Genomic DNA, 16,226 nt, shown 5'->3' on the forward strand with positions numbered 1-16,226 from the left:
AAGTTTTTTTCAATCTGTTTCATCGAAAACTATGAATCTATTAGATTGCTGCTTCTCATTTTTAAATGTTTTCCGAAGCGGCGAAATTAAATTTATCACAGAATCATATAACATGTCAACATTATTTTCAAAAAAAATTATAGATGTATAAAAGTGAGTTTTTTTAGAATGTTCAGACAATGATTGTTCCTTAATTAAAGCTTTAATTCTTGATCTAATCACCTTCAATCTGTATATTATAACTTAACCAAATTCAATCAAATTATAACGAGTATTTTTTCTTCAGTGAAAGTTATTTTTTTCCACTAAAAGTTAGACTAGTTCCAGATGTGTTGATGCATCGTGTTTGGCTCATGGATGAGCAAATGTAAGATTGTCAGTTCGTGGATAAAGTGATGTCAGAATGATCTCTTGGAAGTGACTGATTATGAGCGTTCCACAGGATATGGCAGTTTCCCTCAAGAAGAGGGGGTCTTTATAGTATGTAGAAAGTGATTGTTAAAATAAATGACAAAGAGGTACTGATATGATTTATGAATATAAAGGAAAGAAACCATCTATCGCTAACACTGTATATTTAGCTGATTACGTTACGATTACTGGTGACGTAACTATAGGAGATGAAAGTAACATATGGTTCAATACTGTAATTAGAGGAGATGTATCTCCAACAATAATAGGAAAAAGAACAAATATACAGGATAACTGTACTTTACACCAAAGCCCTGCATACCCACTGATTATTGAGGATGACGTTACTGTAGGACATCAAGCTTTATTGCATAGCTGTACAATTAAAAAAAATGCATTAGTTGGTATGGGATCTATTATTTTGGATGGTGCAGAAATTGGAGAAGGAGCTTTTATAGGGGCAGGCAGTTTAGTGCCACAAGGGAAAATTATCCCTCCGAACAGCTTAGCTTTTGGTCGCCCAGCTAAAGTAGTTCGAGAATTGACACAGCATGACCTTGATGAAATGAAAAGAATCCGGGAAGGATATGTGGAAAAGGGAAAATACTATAAATCTTTGTCACCTCTAGATTAGTTAGTTAAGCTGTAACATTTTTTAGCTTGTTTCACTCGTGTTCCTCTAATATAATGTTTCTATATATTATGTTTAGATAATAAGTTCTTAAAAACAATGAGAAGAGGATTAACAATGTTCTTAAAATCAAGTAAAATTAATGAATTGCGCCTATGGGGGCTTTTACTGACTCTAGGTGGCATGGGAATCATGATTATTGGTACAGGTGGCTTATTACTGTGGGGCAATTTAGGTAAATACATCATCTCAATCCCATTTATGATTATAGGTACAATCAGTTTACTAGGTAGCATGGCTGTTTACTTTTGGGCTGGAACACTTTCTACAAGCTCAGTTACCATACAATGTCCTGAGTGTGATAAACCTACAAGACATATAGGTAAAACAGACCGCTGTATGCATTGTAAAACAATCCTTACATTTGATAAAGATCAAGTAACTGGATCTAACGATGTAAAAGAAGAAAATTAAAGAAAATCTTGTTTCAGTAGGAGTTTTTACATCTACACCTCACGTTGAAACTAGTACAGGAATTACTATGAAAACTTGATAAACTAATTAATACTACACAAAAAAGCAATCCGATTCTTCGTCGGATTGCTTTTTTAAATACGTCATTATGGTTCTTATGGTCTTTTGTTAAGTGTCTTATCTATAACATCCCAGATTTCTGGTGTTTCAAATCCTCTTCTCCAAGAGGCTATACCTGCTAAATCATATTTTTTTACAATATCTGCACGAGCTTCCATAGAAACTACATCTTCTATCCATATTTTATAAGTCGTGTTCCCTTCCTTGTATTCAACATAATTTTGTCCAACATCTTCTAAATACTGTACATCTAATTTTTTATCTTTTATGATTCCTTGAACTGTCTCCATAAACAATGTCTTTGATGAAACTGATGGAACCCCGTCCACCTCTTCCTCGATCCATAAACGAGTATAAAAAGGCACTCCTAAAATCAACTTATCTGCTGGCACCTGATCTTCCTTCATGATGTCAACGATTCCTTTTTCTACCCAAGGCAATGAAGCAACAGAGCCTGCTACAGGGCTAGAAGCCCAATGTTCATCATAGGTCATTACCATCATATAGTCTACTATTTCTCCAAGTGCTTTTCTATCATAAAATAACGACCACATTTCACTTCCCCCTCTTATCGTTACATCAATAGACACTACAAGATCCTGTTCATGTAATATAGGGGTAAGCTCGCGAACAAATTGTGTAAGATTATCTTTATCCTTCAAATATACATTTTCGAAATCAATATTAATCCCTTGAAGATTATACAACTCTGCATAACTAACAAGCTGTTTAATCATGCTCATCCGAGTATCATAATTAGATAAAGCTGCGCTTGTTTTATCAGGATCAAAGCTATTGCTGAACAAAGCCCATACCTGATAACCTTGAGAATGTGCCCAGTCTACATATTGAGCATCTGCTTTATTCTCAATATTTCCTGACTCATCCAATAAATCAAACCACGTGGGACTAACCACGTTTAAACCTTTCATTTCACCAATTGCAGAAGTATCTGTTTTATTATTATAAACAGCCTCCCAAGATAAATTAATCTTTTCCCCTAGTGGACTCCACGAAACATTTGGCTCTTCTTTCATTTGTTTTGGTATAATTTCAAGCTCGTCTAAAACAATATGTTCTTCTCCCAAATAACCTTGATAACCACTTTCAAGCTGAACCAAATACCATCCACTTGGCTTCTCTTCAAGAAGCATAACCTTATCATGTATAGATATATTTTGTACTATTGGAGACTTAATAGAAGGTTCGCTTCTTATTGAAAGACTTTGAGTTTTATCTTCGCTAACTACCTTCCCCCACTGAATTGAATCTCCAGCTTTCCACATCAACACTGCACCTGTCTCTTCAGATTCTATTACTTTCAAATCGTAGAACTCCAGCAAATGATAGATAGGAAAATAGATTGAACCATTAATAACTTCAATAGGAAACTGTAATGTATAAGGTTCTTCGTTTATCATCCCGGTTAATTGATCAGTTTTAAAATGGATCACTTTGTTTGCAGTTGTAATGATGACAGAACCCGTTTCCTCTTCAACTCTAACATTAGGGTCTATCTGTTCTTTTACAAATTCAATTGGTAATTTCAATCCTTCGCCACTGCCTAATGCGGAGTATGACTGCAATACATTCTCATAAAAAATAGGCTGTTCTAAACCATCAAAATCTTCTACAATTCTATCAGATGAAGGTTGTCCAGATAACCAGTTTTGATAGAACAAGTAAGAAACAACTAATACAAAAAACAATAAGCACAATAAGATCATTTTCAACAGTGTAGTACGTTTTTTCTTTCTTGGTGTAATACTAAAAATCTTGTTATTCATTCGTTCACATCCTGTGTTAAATAATTGGAGTAATATAGAGAAAATAATAAAGAGAATCTTGCTTTCAGTGGGTGTTTTTAAATCTCCTGCTGAAAGTGTTAGATGACCTTATCAGGTGAAACTGAGAACGTGATAAAAAAAGACGTATAGTCCCATTAAGAAGGACCAATACGTCTAATATTAAATGATTTCAGTATTAAAATAAATGACAAATTATGCTTGGATGCATTCCTGACAAGTACCGTGCACTTCCATTCTGTGATTTTTAACAATAAAACCCGTTTTTTCAGAAGCAATTTCTTCAATTTGATATAGTGGTGGAGAGTGAAAATCAACGATTTTGCCACAATCATCACAAATCGCATGATAATGCTCATTTACATTAGCATCAAACCTGCTCGCACCATCACCGAAAGTTAATTCTCGAACAAGACCAGCATCTAAAAAAACCTTCAGATTATTATATATTGTTGCAACGCTCATATTTGGAAATTGACCTCCAAGGGCTTTGAAAATTTCATCTACAGATGGATGAGTGTCAGTTTCTAACATATAAGAAAGGATCGCATGACGTTGAGGAGTCATACGAACACCATTTGTTTTTAATTGTTTTAAGGCATGTTCTAATTGGGACATCATTTTTCCCTACCGCCTTTCTATCTGAACATTTGAAGTTTATTATATCTATTTTAAGGTGGTTATAAACGCTTTGTCAACGGTTGAGTAAAATTCATCTCACTTCAACACTAGAAAGCCCCCTCTTTTTTAGAAGGAGCTTAATGGATTATGCATTAATCCACAGATAGTTTTTTCACGCTTACTGATCCATTTGATGTATTTGCCTCAATTTTGAACTCTCCTCTGCCAACGACACCTTCCATTACACTATCATCAATTTGAAATGGGAAGTCACTTGAGAAAGCTCTTCTACTGGCCTTCGCTCTAAAAGAGAAATCTTCATTTTCAGGTACAATGATTTCTATGGTTGCGTTTGTAGTATCTAAATCCCATCTTCCATCTATGCTCCCAGATTTAACCTTAATACTGCCATTCGTAGTGTCAGCCGTTACATTATCATAAACTTCTTCTAATTGAATAGAACCGTTTGTAGTATCGGCTACAACTTTACCATCAATCAATTCACCCGATATTCTCCCATTCGTTGTATCGGCAATTAAATCTCCTGCAATATCCTCAGCAAATATATCTCCATTTGTTGTATCTAACACCGTTTCGCCTTCAATATCATAAACTTCAATCATTCCATTTGTTGTATCGGCAACAACATTTCCTTTTATGTTAGCGATATAAATATTTCCATTTGTTGTATCCACATTTAAGTCGTTTAATATGGATAGGTCTGCAGCAATTGCAGAACCATTTTTCATTACTAGCTGTATATCTAGTTCTTTACCTTCCGGTACATGAACAATTAAATTTATTCTTGGTTTATATTTCAACCCATATTTATAATATTCTTTTCCTATAGCAAAAACCTGAAAAGTACTGGCACTTTCATTATTCCACTTGATTATGGACTCGTCAGCTATCGATTTTGCATTTTCTTGATCCATACTTGATACATAAACTGTAGTTTCAATCTTCAACTCTTTTTCTTCAGTTGGCTGTAATTCAATGATCCCATTTAAATTTTCTATATATAACTTAGATGTATTTTCTGATAAAGTAATGAGCTCATCCTTTTTTTCAAATTTTATATCGTTTTCAGATGCTGATCGATAATATACTAAATCAAGCTGGTTTAGAAATGGAAATCCAGATGTAACCCCGAATAGGATCAGAACAGTCATAACACTTATGATTACAGCCTTTACATCTACTTTAATATCTTTACCTTTATTTCTTTTGGTTTGAAACCATAAATACTCTACCCCAAAGGAAATGATGATAACCGGCCACCACTCTATTATTTTGTCTAAATAAGATGTTGATCTTGTTTGATCTATCAGAAGTGCTGTACCAACAAGGACTAATAATAAAGCTGACGTATACCTACCCACCTTCACCATATAAATCCCACGTCCTATCTCATTATTTATTTTTTTTCTTGAACTCACTGAGAAGCAATAGTCCTCCTGCCAAGATTAAAGCAACTCCTCCTAGATAAGATCCAAACAAATCAAATACTAGACTTATCCAAGCTGGTTTATTACTGATAATAAACAACAGTGCTCCTGCTGCAATTAAAACAATTCCAAACGTTTTCCCATCTTTTATATTCATTTTTGCATCCTCGGAAGATCCATAAGCATTGATCTTATCCGCTGATTGCAAAGCATCAAAAATATTGTAAAAATATATAGCTGGAATGATTAAAGAAAACAAAACGATCAAAGGAATACTCGAATCTTCAATATTTATCCCCAAAGAAACAATAAATACAATATCTATAGCTAACAGCAGCATAAACATGAGTCCTCTTTGCATCAATCCTAAATAGAAATGACCCATACCAGGCAATAAAAAAGCTAATAAGCCTGTTACAAATTTGTTTTTGTTATTAGCTGCTTGAACAGGAACTGAGCTTGAATTCATTTGCTGTTTATGGTGGTGAATTCTTTGCTCTATGAAATCATCCATTCTCTCCTGTTCTGATTCAACTGAATTATTTGGCAATTCACGATTTTCCATACTGTACCCTCCTAAAATTATTGATGAAACACCTGTGAGAATTTTGCAGAAATCATATTCATTAATTCAGAACCATATAAGATGGCACCATTTACGGTTTCAGTTACTTCCATGCTAAACTGCTCAGGATTCATCTGATAATAAATTGAAAATATTCCTTCTGAAATAAAAAAGTAAGTTGCTGCACTAGCGATAATAAAATGGATCGCTTCATTTTTTTGTTTCATCTGCTTTTGGATATTTAATTTCTTTTTTGATTCTATTAGATTTGTTTGCTTCATTATATTATCTACAAAATTTGATGAAGGTTTTAAAATCGGAATAGAATTCAAATGCTGATCTAAATCTTCAAATTGTTGTGGATTGGATTTTTGAGTTTTCCTGAACATAACTATCCACCTCCATCCATTTTTGTTTTAATCTTTTTTTACCCCTATATAATCTTGTTTCTACTGTTTTTGTAGGAATTTGCATAATTTCAGCAATCTCGGAGCAAGAAAATTCCCTCAAATGATGTAAGTAAATAATAATACGATACTTATCCGGCAAATCATTTATTAATTGATGCACAAGCTCCTGTTTTTCTTTGACTAATGCTTTTGCTTCAGGTTCCTCACTAGAGTCTGTAAATAACTTATCCTTGAGTTCATCCACCCAAGCTACAACAGACTTTTTTTTCTGAGATCTTCGATGATCTATGACTAAATTCACGGTTAAGCGATATAACCAAGTTTTAAATTTAGAATTCCCCTGAAAAGAAGCCAGTGTACGAAACAATTTAATAAATACTTCCTGTGATAAATCTTCAGCAGTTTCACGATGTCCAATCATTTGAAATATCAACGTAAAAATATAATTCTTATGTCTTTCCACCAACAAACTATAAGCTTCATTTCTTCCCATTTGTATTTGTTTCACAAGCTGTTCATCTGTTAATTGATCCATCGCTTCACCACCTAATTCCATATAAAATGACTCAAAATACAACTTCAATTTTCTTTAATTATATACTTAGACGGAATGCAAATCAGATCCACTTCAAAATCATTCATTTTTTTTAGTTTTAAAAAAACGGTACTAGAGAAAAGTAGTACTTATAGCACACCTTTTTTTATGGTAACATTTTTATTGAATTGTAATTATTTAGGGGTTATGAACGGGGGTAATTATGCAATTTCCAGTATACATAAACTTAGGATTAATCAGTATTCATCCTCATCTTTTTTTTGAAACTCTCGCATACTTTTTAGGATTTAGAATTTATTTATGGACTCGGAATAAAAATTCAATGTCTCCCATTAACTCACTGTGGATTTTAATCGGAGCTATTTTAGGAGCCGCCATCGGATCTAAAGTACTTTACTGGTTAGAGTCACCCTCACTTTTTAGAGAGAATTGGAATCATTTGCAATTTTTAATGAAAGGTAAAACTATTGTTGGTGGTTTGCTGGGTGGATTAATAGGAGTAGAACTCACAAAAAAGAAAATAGGAATGACCCAATCCACTGGTGATGATATTGTATTCCCTTTAATCATTGGGATGATGATTGGAAGAATCGGATGTTTTTTAACAGGACTATCTGATCACACTTATGGTAACCCTACAGTTTGGTTTTCAGGTATTGATTTCGGGGATGGGATTTTAAGACACCCCACACAGTTGTATGAAATTGTTTTTTTAATGTTTTTGGCTTGTGCTCTTCTTATCCTGAAACGTTCTCAATCTAACAGTAAACAATCACAACAACTAAAGCATGGTATGTTATTTCAATTATTTATGGTTTCCTATTTATTATTTAGATTTTGGATCGACTTTTATAAACCTACACCTCACCCCTATTACATTTTCAACAATATTCAACTCGCCTGTATTGCAGGTATCGCTTATTACACATACATAAACTTAAAAAAAGAGAAAGAGGGATAAAAATGTCTAGAAATCGACCTTATCTTTTTTATGAATTAACCAATAGTGTATGTTCACAATGTTTAATGAAAGTAGAAGCTAAAGTGATTATAGAAAAAGACAACGTATACTTACAGAAACATTGCTTGGAGCATGGACGTGAAAAAGTCCTCATTTCCACTGATGTAGATTACTACAAAATGTGCCGCGAATTTATTAAACCATCTGAAATGCCTGCTAGATGGAACACACCTATTCAATATGGATGTCCTTATGATTGCGGTTTATGTCCTGATCATGAACAGCACAGTTGTTTAACTTTATTAGAAATCACTGACAAATGCAACTTACAGTGTCCCATTTGTTACGCTGATTCAAATCCAAATCGAGAGATATTTCGTTCTTTAGAAGAAATTGAATTTATGATAGATGCTATTGTTCAAAATGAAAAAGAACCCGACATCGTGCAAATCAGTGGAGGAGAGCCCACCATACATCCACATTTTTTTCAAATATTAGATTTAGCCAAATCAAAACCCATCAAACATTTAATGGTGAATACAAATGGAATCAAAATCGCACAAGATCGTGATTTTGTAAAAAAACTTGCTGAATATAAACCTGGGTTTGAAATTTATTTGCAATTCGATAGCTTTGAAGAAAAAGCATTACAAGAGCTCAGAGGAGTAAACCTACTAGATATTAGAGAAAAAGCCATCGCACATTTAAATGAATTTAATATTTCAACTACATTAGTTGTCACATTAAAAAAGGATTTGAATGATCATGAGATCGGTAAGATCATTCAGTATGGAATTTCCCAAAAAGCAGTTAGAGGCGTGACTTTCCAGCCCATTCAGATTGAAGGACGTATAGAAGATTTCAACCCCGCTGAGGACCGATTAACTTTAAGCGAAGTTAGGCAAGAAATCATCAATCAGTCAGATTTATTCTCAGAAAAAGATGTCATTCCAGTACCATGCCATCCTGATTGTCTAGCAATGGGATATGCACTCAAAATGAATGGTACAGCTATCCCTTTAACAGGGTTGATAGACCCTGAAGTGTTTTTGGAAGGGGCTAGAAACACCATTGTCTTTGAGCAAGATGATGTCTTAAAATCAAAAATGTTTGAGCTTTTTTCAACATCACATTCCCCGTCTTCAGCTGCTTCATCTTTAAAAGAGCTGCTTTGCTGTTTGCCTAAGGTATCCATACAAGAAAATATAAGTTATGACAATGTATTTCGGGTCATCATTATGCAGTTTTTAGATCGTTATAATTTCGATGTTCGATCAGTTAAAAAGTCCTGTGTTCACATTGCTCATCCTGATGGAAGAATCATTCCATTTGACACATATAATATGTTTTATCGTGATGGCTTGGATGGAAAATTAAAAGAGAAGTTAGGAGAAAAATCTTATGAGTGATGATAAAAGGCACCTCATACAGTTTTGGAAAGGACTTGGTTTAACTGTTATATTTCACCTTATTGCATTTGCACTCTCTGTTATTCTCATTTCAATGGTTATGCCTATGTTCTTTATTGGTGTTTCACAGCTTTTATATATGATACCCGCCATTGTTTATTTTTCTTATAAAGATAAAGGAATTATGCAAGGGTTATGTGTAGGAGCTGTTGTTACATTTCTTTTAAATGCAGCTTGTTTTGGTTTATTGATGCTCTCCTTTAATTAAAATTACCCTTAAAAAATAGTCACATACCCTAAGCTAAAACATACGATAAATTATCGCTGATTAAAGGAGGAATTTAATTGAGTTTACCTACTGTTCCAAATATTGACCCGAACATCACTATCGATCGTGAAAAGGCCATAGATTTATTATTAACCTCAATTGCTATGGAGGAAATTGGATTATCACATATTATTAATGCTGAGGGTGAAAAGATTCAAGCTGTGGTTGAAAACTTCAAAAAAAGTGATCATGCAGACATCACAAATTTAATTTATGTAAATGCCAATGTCGCTGATACATTAAAAAGAGTGATTCAAAAACAAATCTTGCTTGACTTTAAGTTAGATGATGTCAAAGAATTAATTGAAGGTTTAGACGGAGAGTAAAAGCCTTACACACTTTATTCATACATTGCTTTCATTATATTAAACTGCATTGGATTATGGTTACTAAATCATTTGTCGTTTGTGTTGTACTACAAAAACCGCTGTTCCTAACCTTAGGATTCAGCGGTTTTTGTTGCTCTTAATAATATACTTCTTGCAGATTAATCCAAACTCTCTTTAATAAGTTTGTTTACCAAACCTGGATTCGCTTTTCCTTTTGTTTCTTTCATGACTTGCCCTACTAAGAAGCCAATCGCTTTTTGTTTTCCGGCTTTATAATCAGAGACAGATTGAGGATTTTTTTCAATGATTTGTTGAACAATCGTTTTAATAGCTCCTTCATCACTAATCTGAACTAAGCCCTTTTCCTCTACAATGGTTTGAGGTGCTTTTCCAGATTCAATCATATCTTTAAACACCTGTTTGGCTATTTTGGAGCTAATCGTTCCTTTTTCAATTAAACCAATCATTTCTCCTAAACCTTTACCAGTTACTTTAACGTCAGGCAATTCCAAATTGTTTGCATTTAAATATCCTAACAAATCACCCATCATCCAGTTTGAAACAGATTTTGAATCCTTAGTATACGTTAAGCTTTCTTCAAAGAAATCAGCCAAATGTTTTGAAGAAGTGATGACTTCAGCGTCATAACTTGGCAATTCAAATTGTTCCGTATATCTCTTCTTTCTTGAGTCTGGCAATTCAGGAATAGATGATCTTACACGTTCCTTCCATTCATCATCAATATATAGCTGTACGAGGTCTGGGTCTGGGAAATATCGATAATCATGAGATTCTTCTTTTCCTCGCATAGAGAAAGTTTTACCTTTTGACTCATCCCAACGTCTCGTTTCCTGTACAACCTTTTCCCCGCTGTTGATTACATCTGCTTGACGCCACTCTTCATATTCTAATCCCTTTTTCACACCGCTAAATGAGTTCATATTTTTCAATTCCGCTCTAGTTCCAAACTCTTCTTGTTCAAAAGGACGAATACTTATATTTGCGTCACAGCGTAAGGAGCCCTGCTCCATTTTCACATCAGACACATCACAATATTGAATAATCGCCTTTAACTTTTCCAAATAAAGTCTAGCTTCTTCAGGAGAACGAAGATCTGGTTCTGATACAATTTCTACAAGTGGAGTTCCAACACGGTTAAAATCAACCAATGATGCATAACCGCCATCAACATGTGTCAGTTTACCTGCATCCTCTTCTAAATGAAGTCTAGTAATACCAATTCTTTTCGTTTCTCCATCTAATTCGATATCAATCCAGCCATTCTCCCCAATTGGCTTATCAAACTGAGAGATTTGATACGCTTTTGGAGAATCAGGATAAAAGTAATTTTTTCGATCAAACTTACTTTCTGTTGCTATTTCACAATTAAGAGCCATCGCTGCTTTCATTGCAAATTCAACTGCTTTTTTATTTAAAACAGGTAATACCCCAGGATAACCTAAACAAATAGGACATGTATGAGAGTTCGGAGGAGCTCCAAATTCAGTGGAACAACCACAAAAGATCTTGGAATTTGTGTGTAACTCTACATGAACTTCTAATCCAATGACGGTTTCAAATTTAGTATTAGACATTTATCTTTTTTCCTCCTTCCCTATAACTGCGGTCGATTTTGATGATATTCTGTACTTTGTTCATATGCATGAGCAACTCTCAACACAGTTGATTCATCAAACGCTTTCCCAATAATTTGCAATCCAACAGGCAAACCATCTACAAAACCACATGGTACGCTAATCGCAGGAATACCTGCAAGACTAACTGGTATTGTACATATATCATTTAAATACATCGTTAAAGGATCATCAATTTGAGATCCTAATTTAAATGCTGTTGTAGGAGCTGTTGGTCCAATAACAACATCATATTTTTCAAACACTTTATCAAAATCTTGCTTAATTAAAGTACGGACCTTTTGTGCTTTTAAATAGTAAGCATCATAGTATCCAGAGCTTAATGAATAAGTACCAAGCATAATTCTTCTTTTTACTTCATCACCGAAACCTTCACTACGTGATTTCAAATATACATCTAATAAATTGTCTGGATTTTCTGTTCTTACACCGTAACGTACTCCATCAAATCTAGCTAGGTTGGAAGATGCTTCTGAAGATGCCAGCAAATAATAGGTTGCTACAGCATATTCAGTATGGGGTAGTGATACCTCTTCCCATTCAGCTCCAAGCCCTTCTAGAACTTTCAATGCACTCATAATTGAATCTTTTACTTTTGGATCAATGCCTTCACATAGATATTCTTTAGGAACACCAATTTTCAAACCCTTCACATCACCAGACAATGCACTTATATAATCAGGAATTTCTACATTGGCTGAAGTAGAATCCATAACATCATAACCTGCAATTGATTGTAAAACATAAGCGTTATCCTCAACATTTTTAGTAATTGGACCGATTTGGTCTAATGATGAAGCAAAAGCCACAAGTCCAAAACGAGAAACCAAACCATAAGTAGGTTTTAGTCCGACAACTCCACAGTAAGCTGCGGGTTGACGAATGGAGCCACCTGTATCTGATCCTAAAGCAAAATAAACCTCATCCGCCGCGACGGCAGCAGCTGAGCCACCACTTGAACCACCAGGTACATATTCAGTATTCCATGGATTGTGTGTAGTTTGGAAGCTAGAATTCTCATTAGAGCCTCCCATCGCAAATTCATCCATATTGAGCTTTCCTATGGTAATAGACTGTGCTGATTTTAGCTTTTTCATGACAGAAGCATCATAAATAGGGTCAAAATTGGTTAGAAATTGGCTAGCACAAGTTGTTTTTAAACCTTCAGTCACTATATTATCTTTAATCCCTGCAGGTAAACCAAACAACAATCCTCTTTCACTGCTGTTATCTAACAACTCGTCCAATTTATCTGCATAAGTTCTAGCATTCTCCTCATCTAACGTCAAAAATGCTTTCACCTTTGAATCTACCTTCTGAATTCGCTCATATGATTCATTTACTAAATCTGATACTTTTAATTGTTTATTAACCAGTTGATTATGTATGTCTTTTAGCCGACTATGAAATAAAGACACAGTAAAGCCTCCTTCCAAAATAAACCTTTTTATTACATGAACTTATATTTATTTTTTTTATTATTCAAGTACTGCAGGAACTTTTATTTGACCTTCGTCTTCCTCCGGAGCATTATGAAATACTTTTTCCAAAGGTAACGAATCACGTGTTTCATCTTCTCGCATCACATTTGTAAGCTTCAATACATGTGTTGTAGGTTCAATGTTTTCCGTATCTAATTCATTTAATTTCTCAGCATACTGTAAAATTGCATTTAATTGTTTTGTAAATTGATTCTTTTCTTCATCTTTTAATTCAAGACGAGCTAATTTTGCAACGTGCTCCACGTCCTTGATGGATATACTCATATAAATCCTCCCTATCCCTATATCACTGCGCATCTTAGTAGTAATAAAAAGCACTTTAAGTCATTACATCATTATAGCTTACTTGTTTTTTTAACTCAATCCTTACATGTGTAACTTCTTAAATTGGATAACCTATAATCCAATATCACAGGATACGCCTATTTTTTTCTAATCAGGGACAAAATTTTATGGTGTGATTGACATGTTAATGGGATTATTTTACTCAATTATGACTTTTTAGTACCTACAATTTGGGTTAAAAATAGGGGCAATTCGTCCACGCCATCCCTTTGAACAAACATACATTAGTACAAAGAGATTGACATATCACTTTTAAGGCATAATCGAGGAGGATGAATATGAATTTGTCATTTTTTTCCGAAGGTCTAAAAAACTTTAATCAAAATAAAAAATCACTCCTATCTAATAAAAAAATTGTTGTAGGTGTGTTTGTTCGGGAAAATTTTATAAAGAAGCTGATGAAACAGGATAGCGATTTTAAAATGTATTTTATGTTCAATGAATTCTATAAAGCAAGCGAAGATACAGACACAACATTATATTTTTTTGGATGTCATGATATAGATTTTGATCGTAGAAAAATCGTGGGTACTTTCAGAGAAAAAGGAAGAGAATGGAGTAACAAAGAATTTCCTTTCCCAGATGTGATATTTGATCGAGTTCATAATTCTAATCAATCAGCAGAAATTGCTAGAGAGAAATTTAAGGAATTAAATATTAAAACAATGAATCCCAAAAGTTATTTTGACAAAAAAGAATTGTTGGAAGAATTACTAAAATTCAAAAGTTTAGAGCCATATATACCACGAACAGCTCCATTCAATGGTTATGATGATTTAGAAAAAATATTAATAGAAGAGAAATCAATCTATTTAAAAGATATATACGGTAGAGCAGGGATTAGAATTATGAAAATTAAAAAAATCAAAAAGAAAGGTTATCGTTATCAATATTCTTTAAATAAGAAAATTCACAAAGGGATGGAAAAAAACTTAAAAAAATTGTATCAAAAGATTTTAAAATTATATAAAGGTAAAGAAAATCAAGTTTATATACAAACTGCAATTAACTTGCTGAGGGTAGAAAATAAAATTGTTGATATGCGAGCTGAAGTACAGCGAGATAGAAACGGGGGTTTAGTGATTTTAGCTGTCCCAGTCCGAATTGCTCAAAAAGGTGCTCATATTACAACACATTCAGAAGCTGTATCTTTTCAAACATTTTTTAGAGATCAATTGAACTATTCTGAGCAAGAAATAAATAAATTAAAAAATCAAATCGATCATTTTTTAAGAGAAGTTTACATGAAAACGGAACAAATTTATGGTTCTTTCGGGCAACTAGGCATAGACTTTGCACTAGATAAAAATAAGAAGCTATGGTTTATTGAATGTAATGCAAAATCGGCTCAAGTCTCTATCCTAAAGGCTTATGGTGAAAACATGGTACAAGAATCATTTAAAAATAATTTGGGATATGCGAAATTTTTAGTAGACTCAAATTAAAGTAACAACGACTTATAAGAATGAATAAGCTAAACTAATCATTCATAGTAGGAGGATGATCATGGCTTACCCAAAATATATAACAGATATTTCTAAAATCGAACAAATACCTCCTGAAGATAGGGAGAAGTTAAAAGCAATCACTGAAAAATTTGTGTTTCGCATAAATGAATATTATTTAAAATTAATTCATTGGGATGACCCCAACGATCCTATTCGAAAGTTGATCATACCTGATGAAAGTGAGAAAGAGGAATATGGGATTTGGGATGCCTGTGATGAAGCATCAAATTATGTAGTTTCTGGTTGCCAGCATAAATATACAACAACAGCCCTATTAATTGTATCTGAAGTATGTGGAGCATACTGTCGTTATTGTTTTCGGAAAAGATTGTTTAGAAACGATGTGAAAGAAGCTGTATCAGATGTAGGACCTGGTTTAAAATATATACGTGAGAATGCACAAATTAGTAATGTACTATTAACAGGTGGCGATCCATTCATTTTAGCTACTCCAAAGCTAAGATATATCATTGAAGAGTTACGTAGTATCGACCACGTGAAGATCATTCGTATAGGATCTAAAATACCTGTATTTAACCCTATGCGGATATATGAAGACGAAGATTTATTACAATTAATTCAAGAAAATTCCACTGTTGATAAGAGAATTTATGTCATGACTCATATTAATCATCCTAGAGAAATAACTGAGGAAGCTAAATGGGCTTTTCAGACGCTTCACAATTCAGGAGCAATCTTAGTAAATCAAACACCTGTATTAAGGGGCATAAATGATGATGCTATAGTATTAGGTGAATTACTTAATAAGCTTTCCTGGGCGGGCGTTACCCCCTATTACTTTTTTGTAAATCGACCTGTAGCTGGTAATAAAGGGTTTGTACTTACACTAAAAGAAGTGTACGAACTGGTGGAACAAGCAAAAGCACTAACATCAGGATTAGGAAAGAGAGTTCGGCTAGTTATGAGTCATTCCTCAGGAAAAATAGAGATTTTGGGTATTGAGAACGAAAAAGCATACTTAAAATACCACCAGTCTAGAGATGGTCATGATGGGAGATTTATGTCACTTGATTGTCCAGATGATGCGGCCTGGTTTGATGATTTGATTCAGTAACAAGACGAAAGTAGATTGCTAAGGATGGTTCCAAAAAAGGATTGTTTCATCTCATGAATAATCCTTTTTTATC

Annotated in this window: 17 protein-coding genes; 8 read left to right on the plus strand and 9 right to left on the minus strand. The window is 33.8% G+C overall.

Translation table 11 applies throughout. From position 1 onward, the window contains the following. The first annotated feature begins 526 nt into the window (after positions 1 to 526). Positions 527 to 1,045, plus strand: a complete 519-nt coding sequence (locus Q5Y73_RS23055) for a gamma carbonic anhydrase (protein ID WP_305994282.1) — start codon at positions 527 to 529, stop codon at positions 1,043 to 1,045. A gap of 114 nt (positions 1,046 to 1,159) precedes the next feature. After that, positions 1,160 to 1,516: a DUF2614 family zinc ribbon-containing protein gene (locus tag Q5Y73_RS23060; RefSeq protein ID WP_305994283.1), complete on the plus strand. Its 357-nt coding sequence runs from the start codon at positions 1,160 to 1,162 to the stop codon at positions 1,514 to 1,516. A 155-nt stretch (positions 1,517 to 1,671) separates the two neighbouring features. Here the strand turns inward: Q5Y73_RS23060 and Q5Y73_RS23065 are convergent, their stop codons facing one another. The 6 genes from Q5Y73_RS23065 to Q5Y73_RS23090 all read right to left on the minus strand — a co-directional run bounded on the left by Q5Y73_RS23065 (position 1,672) and on the right by Q5Y73_RS23090 (position 7,020). Next, positions 1,672 to 3,423 carry a glycosyl hydrolase family 18 protein gene (locus Q5Y73_RS23065; protein WP_305994284.1) on the minus strand — a complete coding sequence of 584 codons (1,752 nt, stop codon included), beginning with the start codon at positions 3,421 to 3,423 and terminating at the stop codon, positions 1,672 to 1,674. Between the two features lie 213 nt (positions 3,424 to 3,636). Further along, complete coding sequence (locus tag Q5Y73_RS23070) at positions 3,637 to 4,062, minus strand: Fur family transcriptional regulator (RefSeq protein ID WP_305994285.1); 426 nt, start codon at positions 4,060 to 4,062, stop codon at positions 3,637 to 3,639. A gap of 152 nt (positions 4,063 to 4,214) precedes the next feature. Continuing rightward, positions 4,215 to 5,501 carry a DUF4097 family beta strand repeat-containing protein gene (locus Q5Y73_RS23075; RefSeq protein WP_305994286.1) on the minus strand — a complete coding sequence of 429 codons (1,287 nt, stop codon included), beginning with the start codon at positions 5,499 to 5,501 and terminating at the stop codon, positions 4,215 to 4,217. Further along, the gene (locus Q5Y73_RS23080; protein ID WP_305994287.1) at positions 5,476 to 6,075 is read right to left on the minus strand and encodes a TM2 domain-containing protein; all 600 of its coding nucleotides are present in this window, start codon (positions 6,073 to 6,075) and stop codon (positions 5,476 to 5,478) included. The genes Q5Y73_RS23075 and Q5Y73_RS23080 overlap by 26 nt, the downstream gene beginning before the upstream one ends. 17 nt (positions 6,076 to 6,092) lie before the next feature. Further along, positions 6,093 to 6,464, minus strand: coding sequence for a cytochrome P450 family protein (locus Q5Y73_RS23085; RefSeq protein ID WP_305994288.1), 372 nt, complete (start codon positions 6,462 to 6,464; stop codon positions 6,093 to 6,095). Continuing rightward, positions 6,424 to 7,020, minus strand: a complete 597-nt coding sequence (locus tag Q5Y73_RS23090) for an RNA polymerase sigma factor (protein ID WP_305994289.1) — start codon at positions 7,018 to 7,020, stop codon at positions 6,424 to 6,426. The genes Q5Y73_RS23085 and Q5Y73_RS23090 overlap by 41 nt, the downstream gene beginning before the upstream one ends. Positions 7,021 to 7,243: 223 nt before the next feature. Here Q5Y73_RS23090 and Q5Y73_RS23095 point away from each other — a divergent pair, with 223 nt between their 5' ends. From Q5Y73_RS23095 to Q5Y73_RS23110, 4 genes are all read left to right on the plus strand, one after another. Continuing rightward, positions 7,244 to 8,002 carry a prolipoprotein diacylglyceryl transferase gene (locus Q5Y73_RS23095; protein WP_305994290.1) on the plus strand — a complete coding sequence of 253 codons (759 nt, stop codon included), beginning with the start codon at positions 7,244 to 7,246 and terminating at the stop codon, positions 8,000 to 8,002. A 2-nt stretch (positions 8,003 to 8,004) separates the two neighbouring features. Beyond that, positions 8,005 to 9,411, plus strand: coding sequence for a radical SAM protein (locus tag Q5Y73_RS23100; RefSeq protein WP_305994291.1), 1,407 nt, complete (start codon positions 8,005 to 8,007; stop codon positions 9,409 to 9,411). Then, on the plus strand, positions 9,404 to 9,679 hold the full coding sequence (locus tag Q5Y73_RS23105; protein ID WP_305994292.1) for a hypothetical protein: 276 nt from the start codon (positions 9,404 to 9,406) through the stop codon (positions 9,677 to 9,679). The genes Q5Y73_RS23100 and Q5Y73_RS23105 overlap by 8 nt, the downstream gene beginning before the upstream one ends. Positions 9,680 to 9,756: 77 nt before the next feature. Further along, positions 9,757 to 10,065, plus strand: coding sequence for an alpha-helical endospore appendage domain-containing protein (locus tag Q5Y73_RS23110; RefSeq protein WP_305994293.1), 309 nt, complete (start codon positions 9,757 to 9,759; stop codon positions 10,063 to 10,065). A 161-nt stretch (positions 10,066 to 10,226) separates the two neighbouring features. On the opposite strand, the gene gatB is transcribed toward Q5Y73_RS23110, so the two are convergent. Genes gatB through gatC form a run of 3 tightly spaced genes read right to left on the minus strand, consistent with a single transcriptional unit; the run spans position 10,227 to position 13,489 of the window. Next, positions 10,227 to 11,663: an Asp-tRNA(Asn)/Glu-tRNA(Gln) amidotransferase subunit GatB gene (gene gatB / locus Q5Y73_RS23115; protein WP_305994294.1), complete on the minus strand. Its 1,437-nt coding sequence runs from the start codon at positions 11,661 to 11,663 to the stop codon at positions 10,227 to 10,229. Between the two features lie 20 nt (positions 11,664 to 11,683). After that, positions 11,684 to 13,141, minus strand: a complete 1,458-nt coding sequence (gene gatA / locus Q5Y73_RS23120; RefSeq protein WP_305994295.1) for an Asp-tRNA(Asn)/Glu-tRNA(Gln) amidotransferase subunit GatA — start codon at positions 13,139 to 13,141, stop codon at positions 11,684 to 11,686. A 60-nt stretch (positions 13,142 to 13,201) separates the two neighbouring features. Next, positions 13,202 to 13,489, minus strand: a complete 288-nt coding sequence (gatC, locus tag Q5Y73_RS23125; RefSeq protein WP_305994296.1) for an Asp-tRNA(Asn)/Glu-tRNA(Gln) amidotransferase subunit GatC — start codon at positions 13,487 to 13,489, stop codon at positions 13,202 to 13,204. Between the two features lie 359 nt (positions 13,490 to 13,848). On the opposite strand from gatC, the gene Q5Y73_RS23130 reads away from it, so the two are divergent. Together Q5Y73_RS23130 and Q5Y73_RS23135 are read left to right on the plus strand one after the other, a co-directional pair. Further along, positions 13,849 to 15,015 (plus strand): YheC/YheD family protein, encoded by a 1,167-nt coding sequence (locus tag Q5Y73_RS23130; protein ID WP_305994297.1) that lies wholly within the window; start codon positions 13,849 to 13,851, stop codon positions 15,013 to 15,015. A 61-nt stretch (positions 15,016 to 15,076) separates the two neighbouring features. Then, positions 15,077 to 16,153: a KamA family radical SAM protein gene (locus Q5Y73_RS23135; protein WP_305994298.1), complete on the plus strand. Its 1,077-nt coding sequence runs from the start codon at positions 15,077 to 15,079 to the stop codon at positions 16,151 to 16,153. The last annotated feature ends 73 nt before the right edge of the window (positions 16,154 to 16,226 follow it).

Origin of the sequence: Chengkuizengella axinellae (assembly GCF_030730905.1) — a bacterium.
Taxonomy (GTDB): domain Bacteria; phylum Bacillota; class Bacilli; order Paenibacillales; family KCTC-33759; genus Chengkuizengella; species Chengkuizengella axinellae.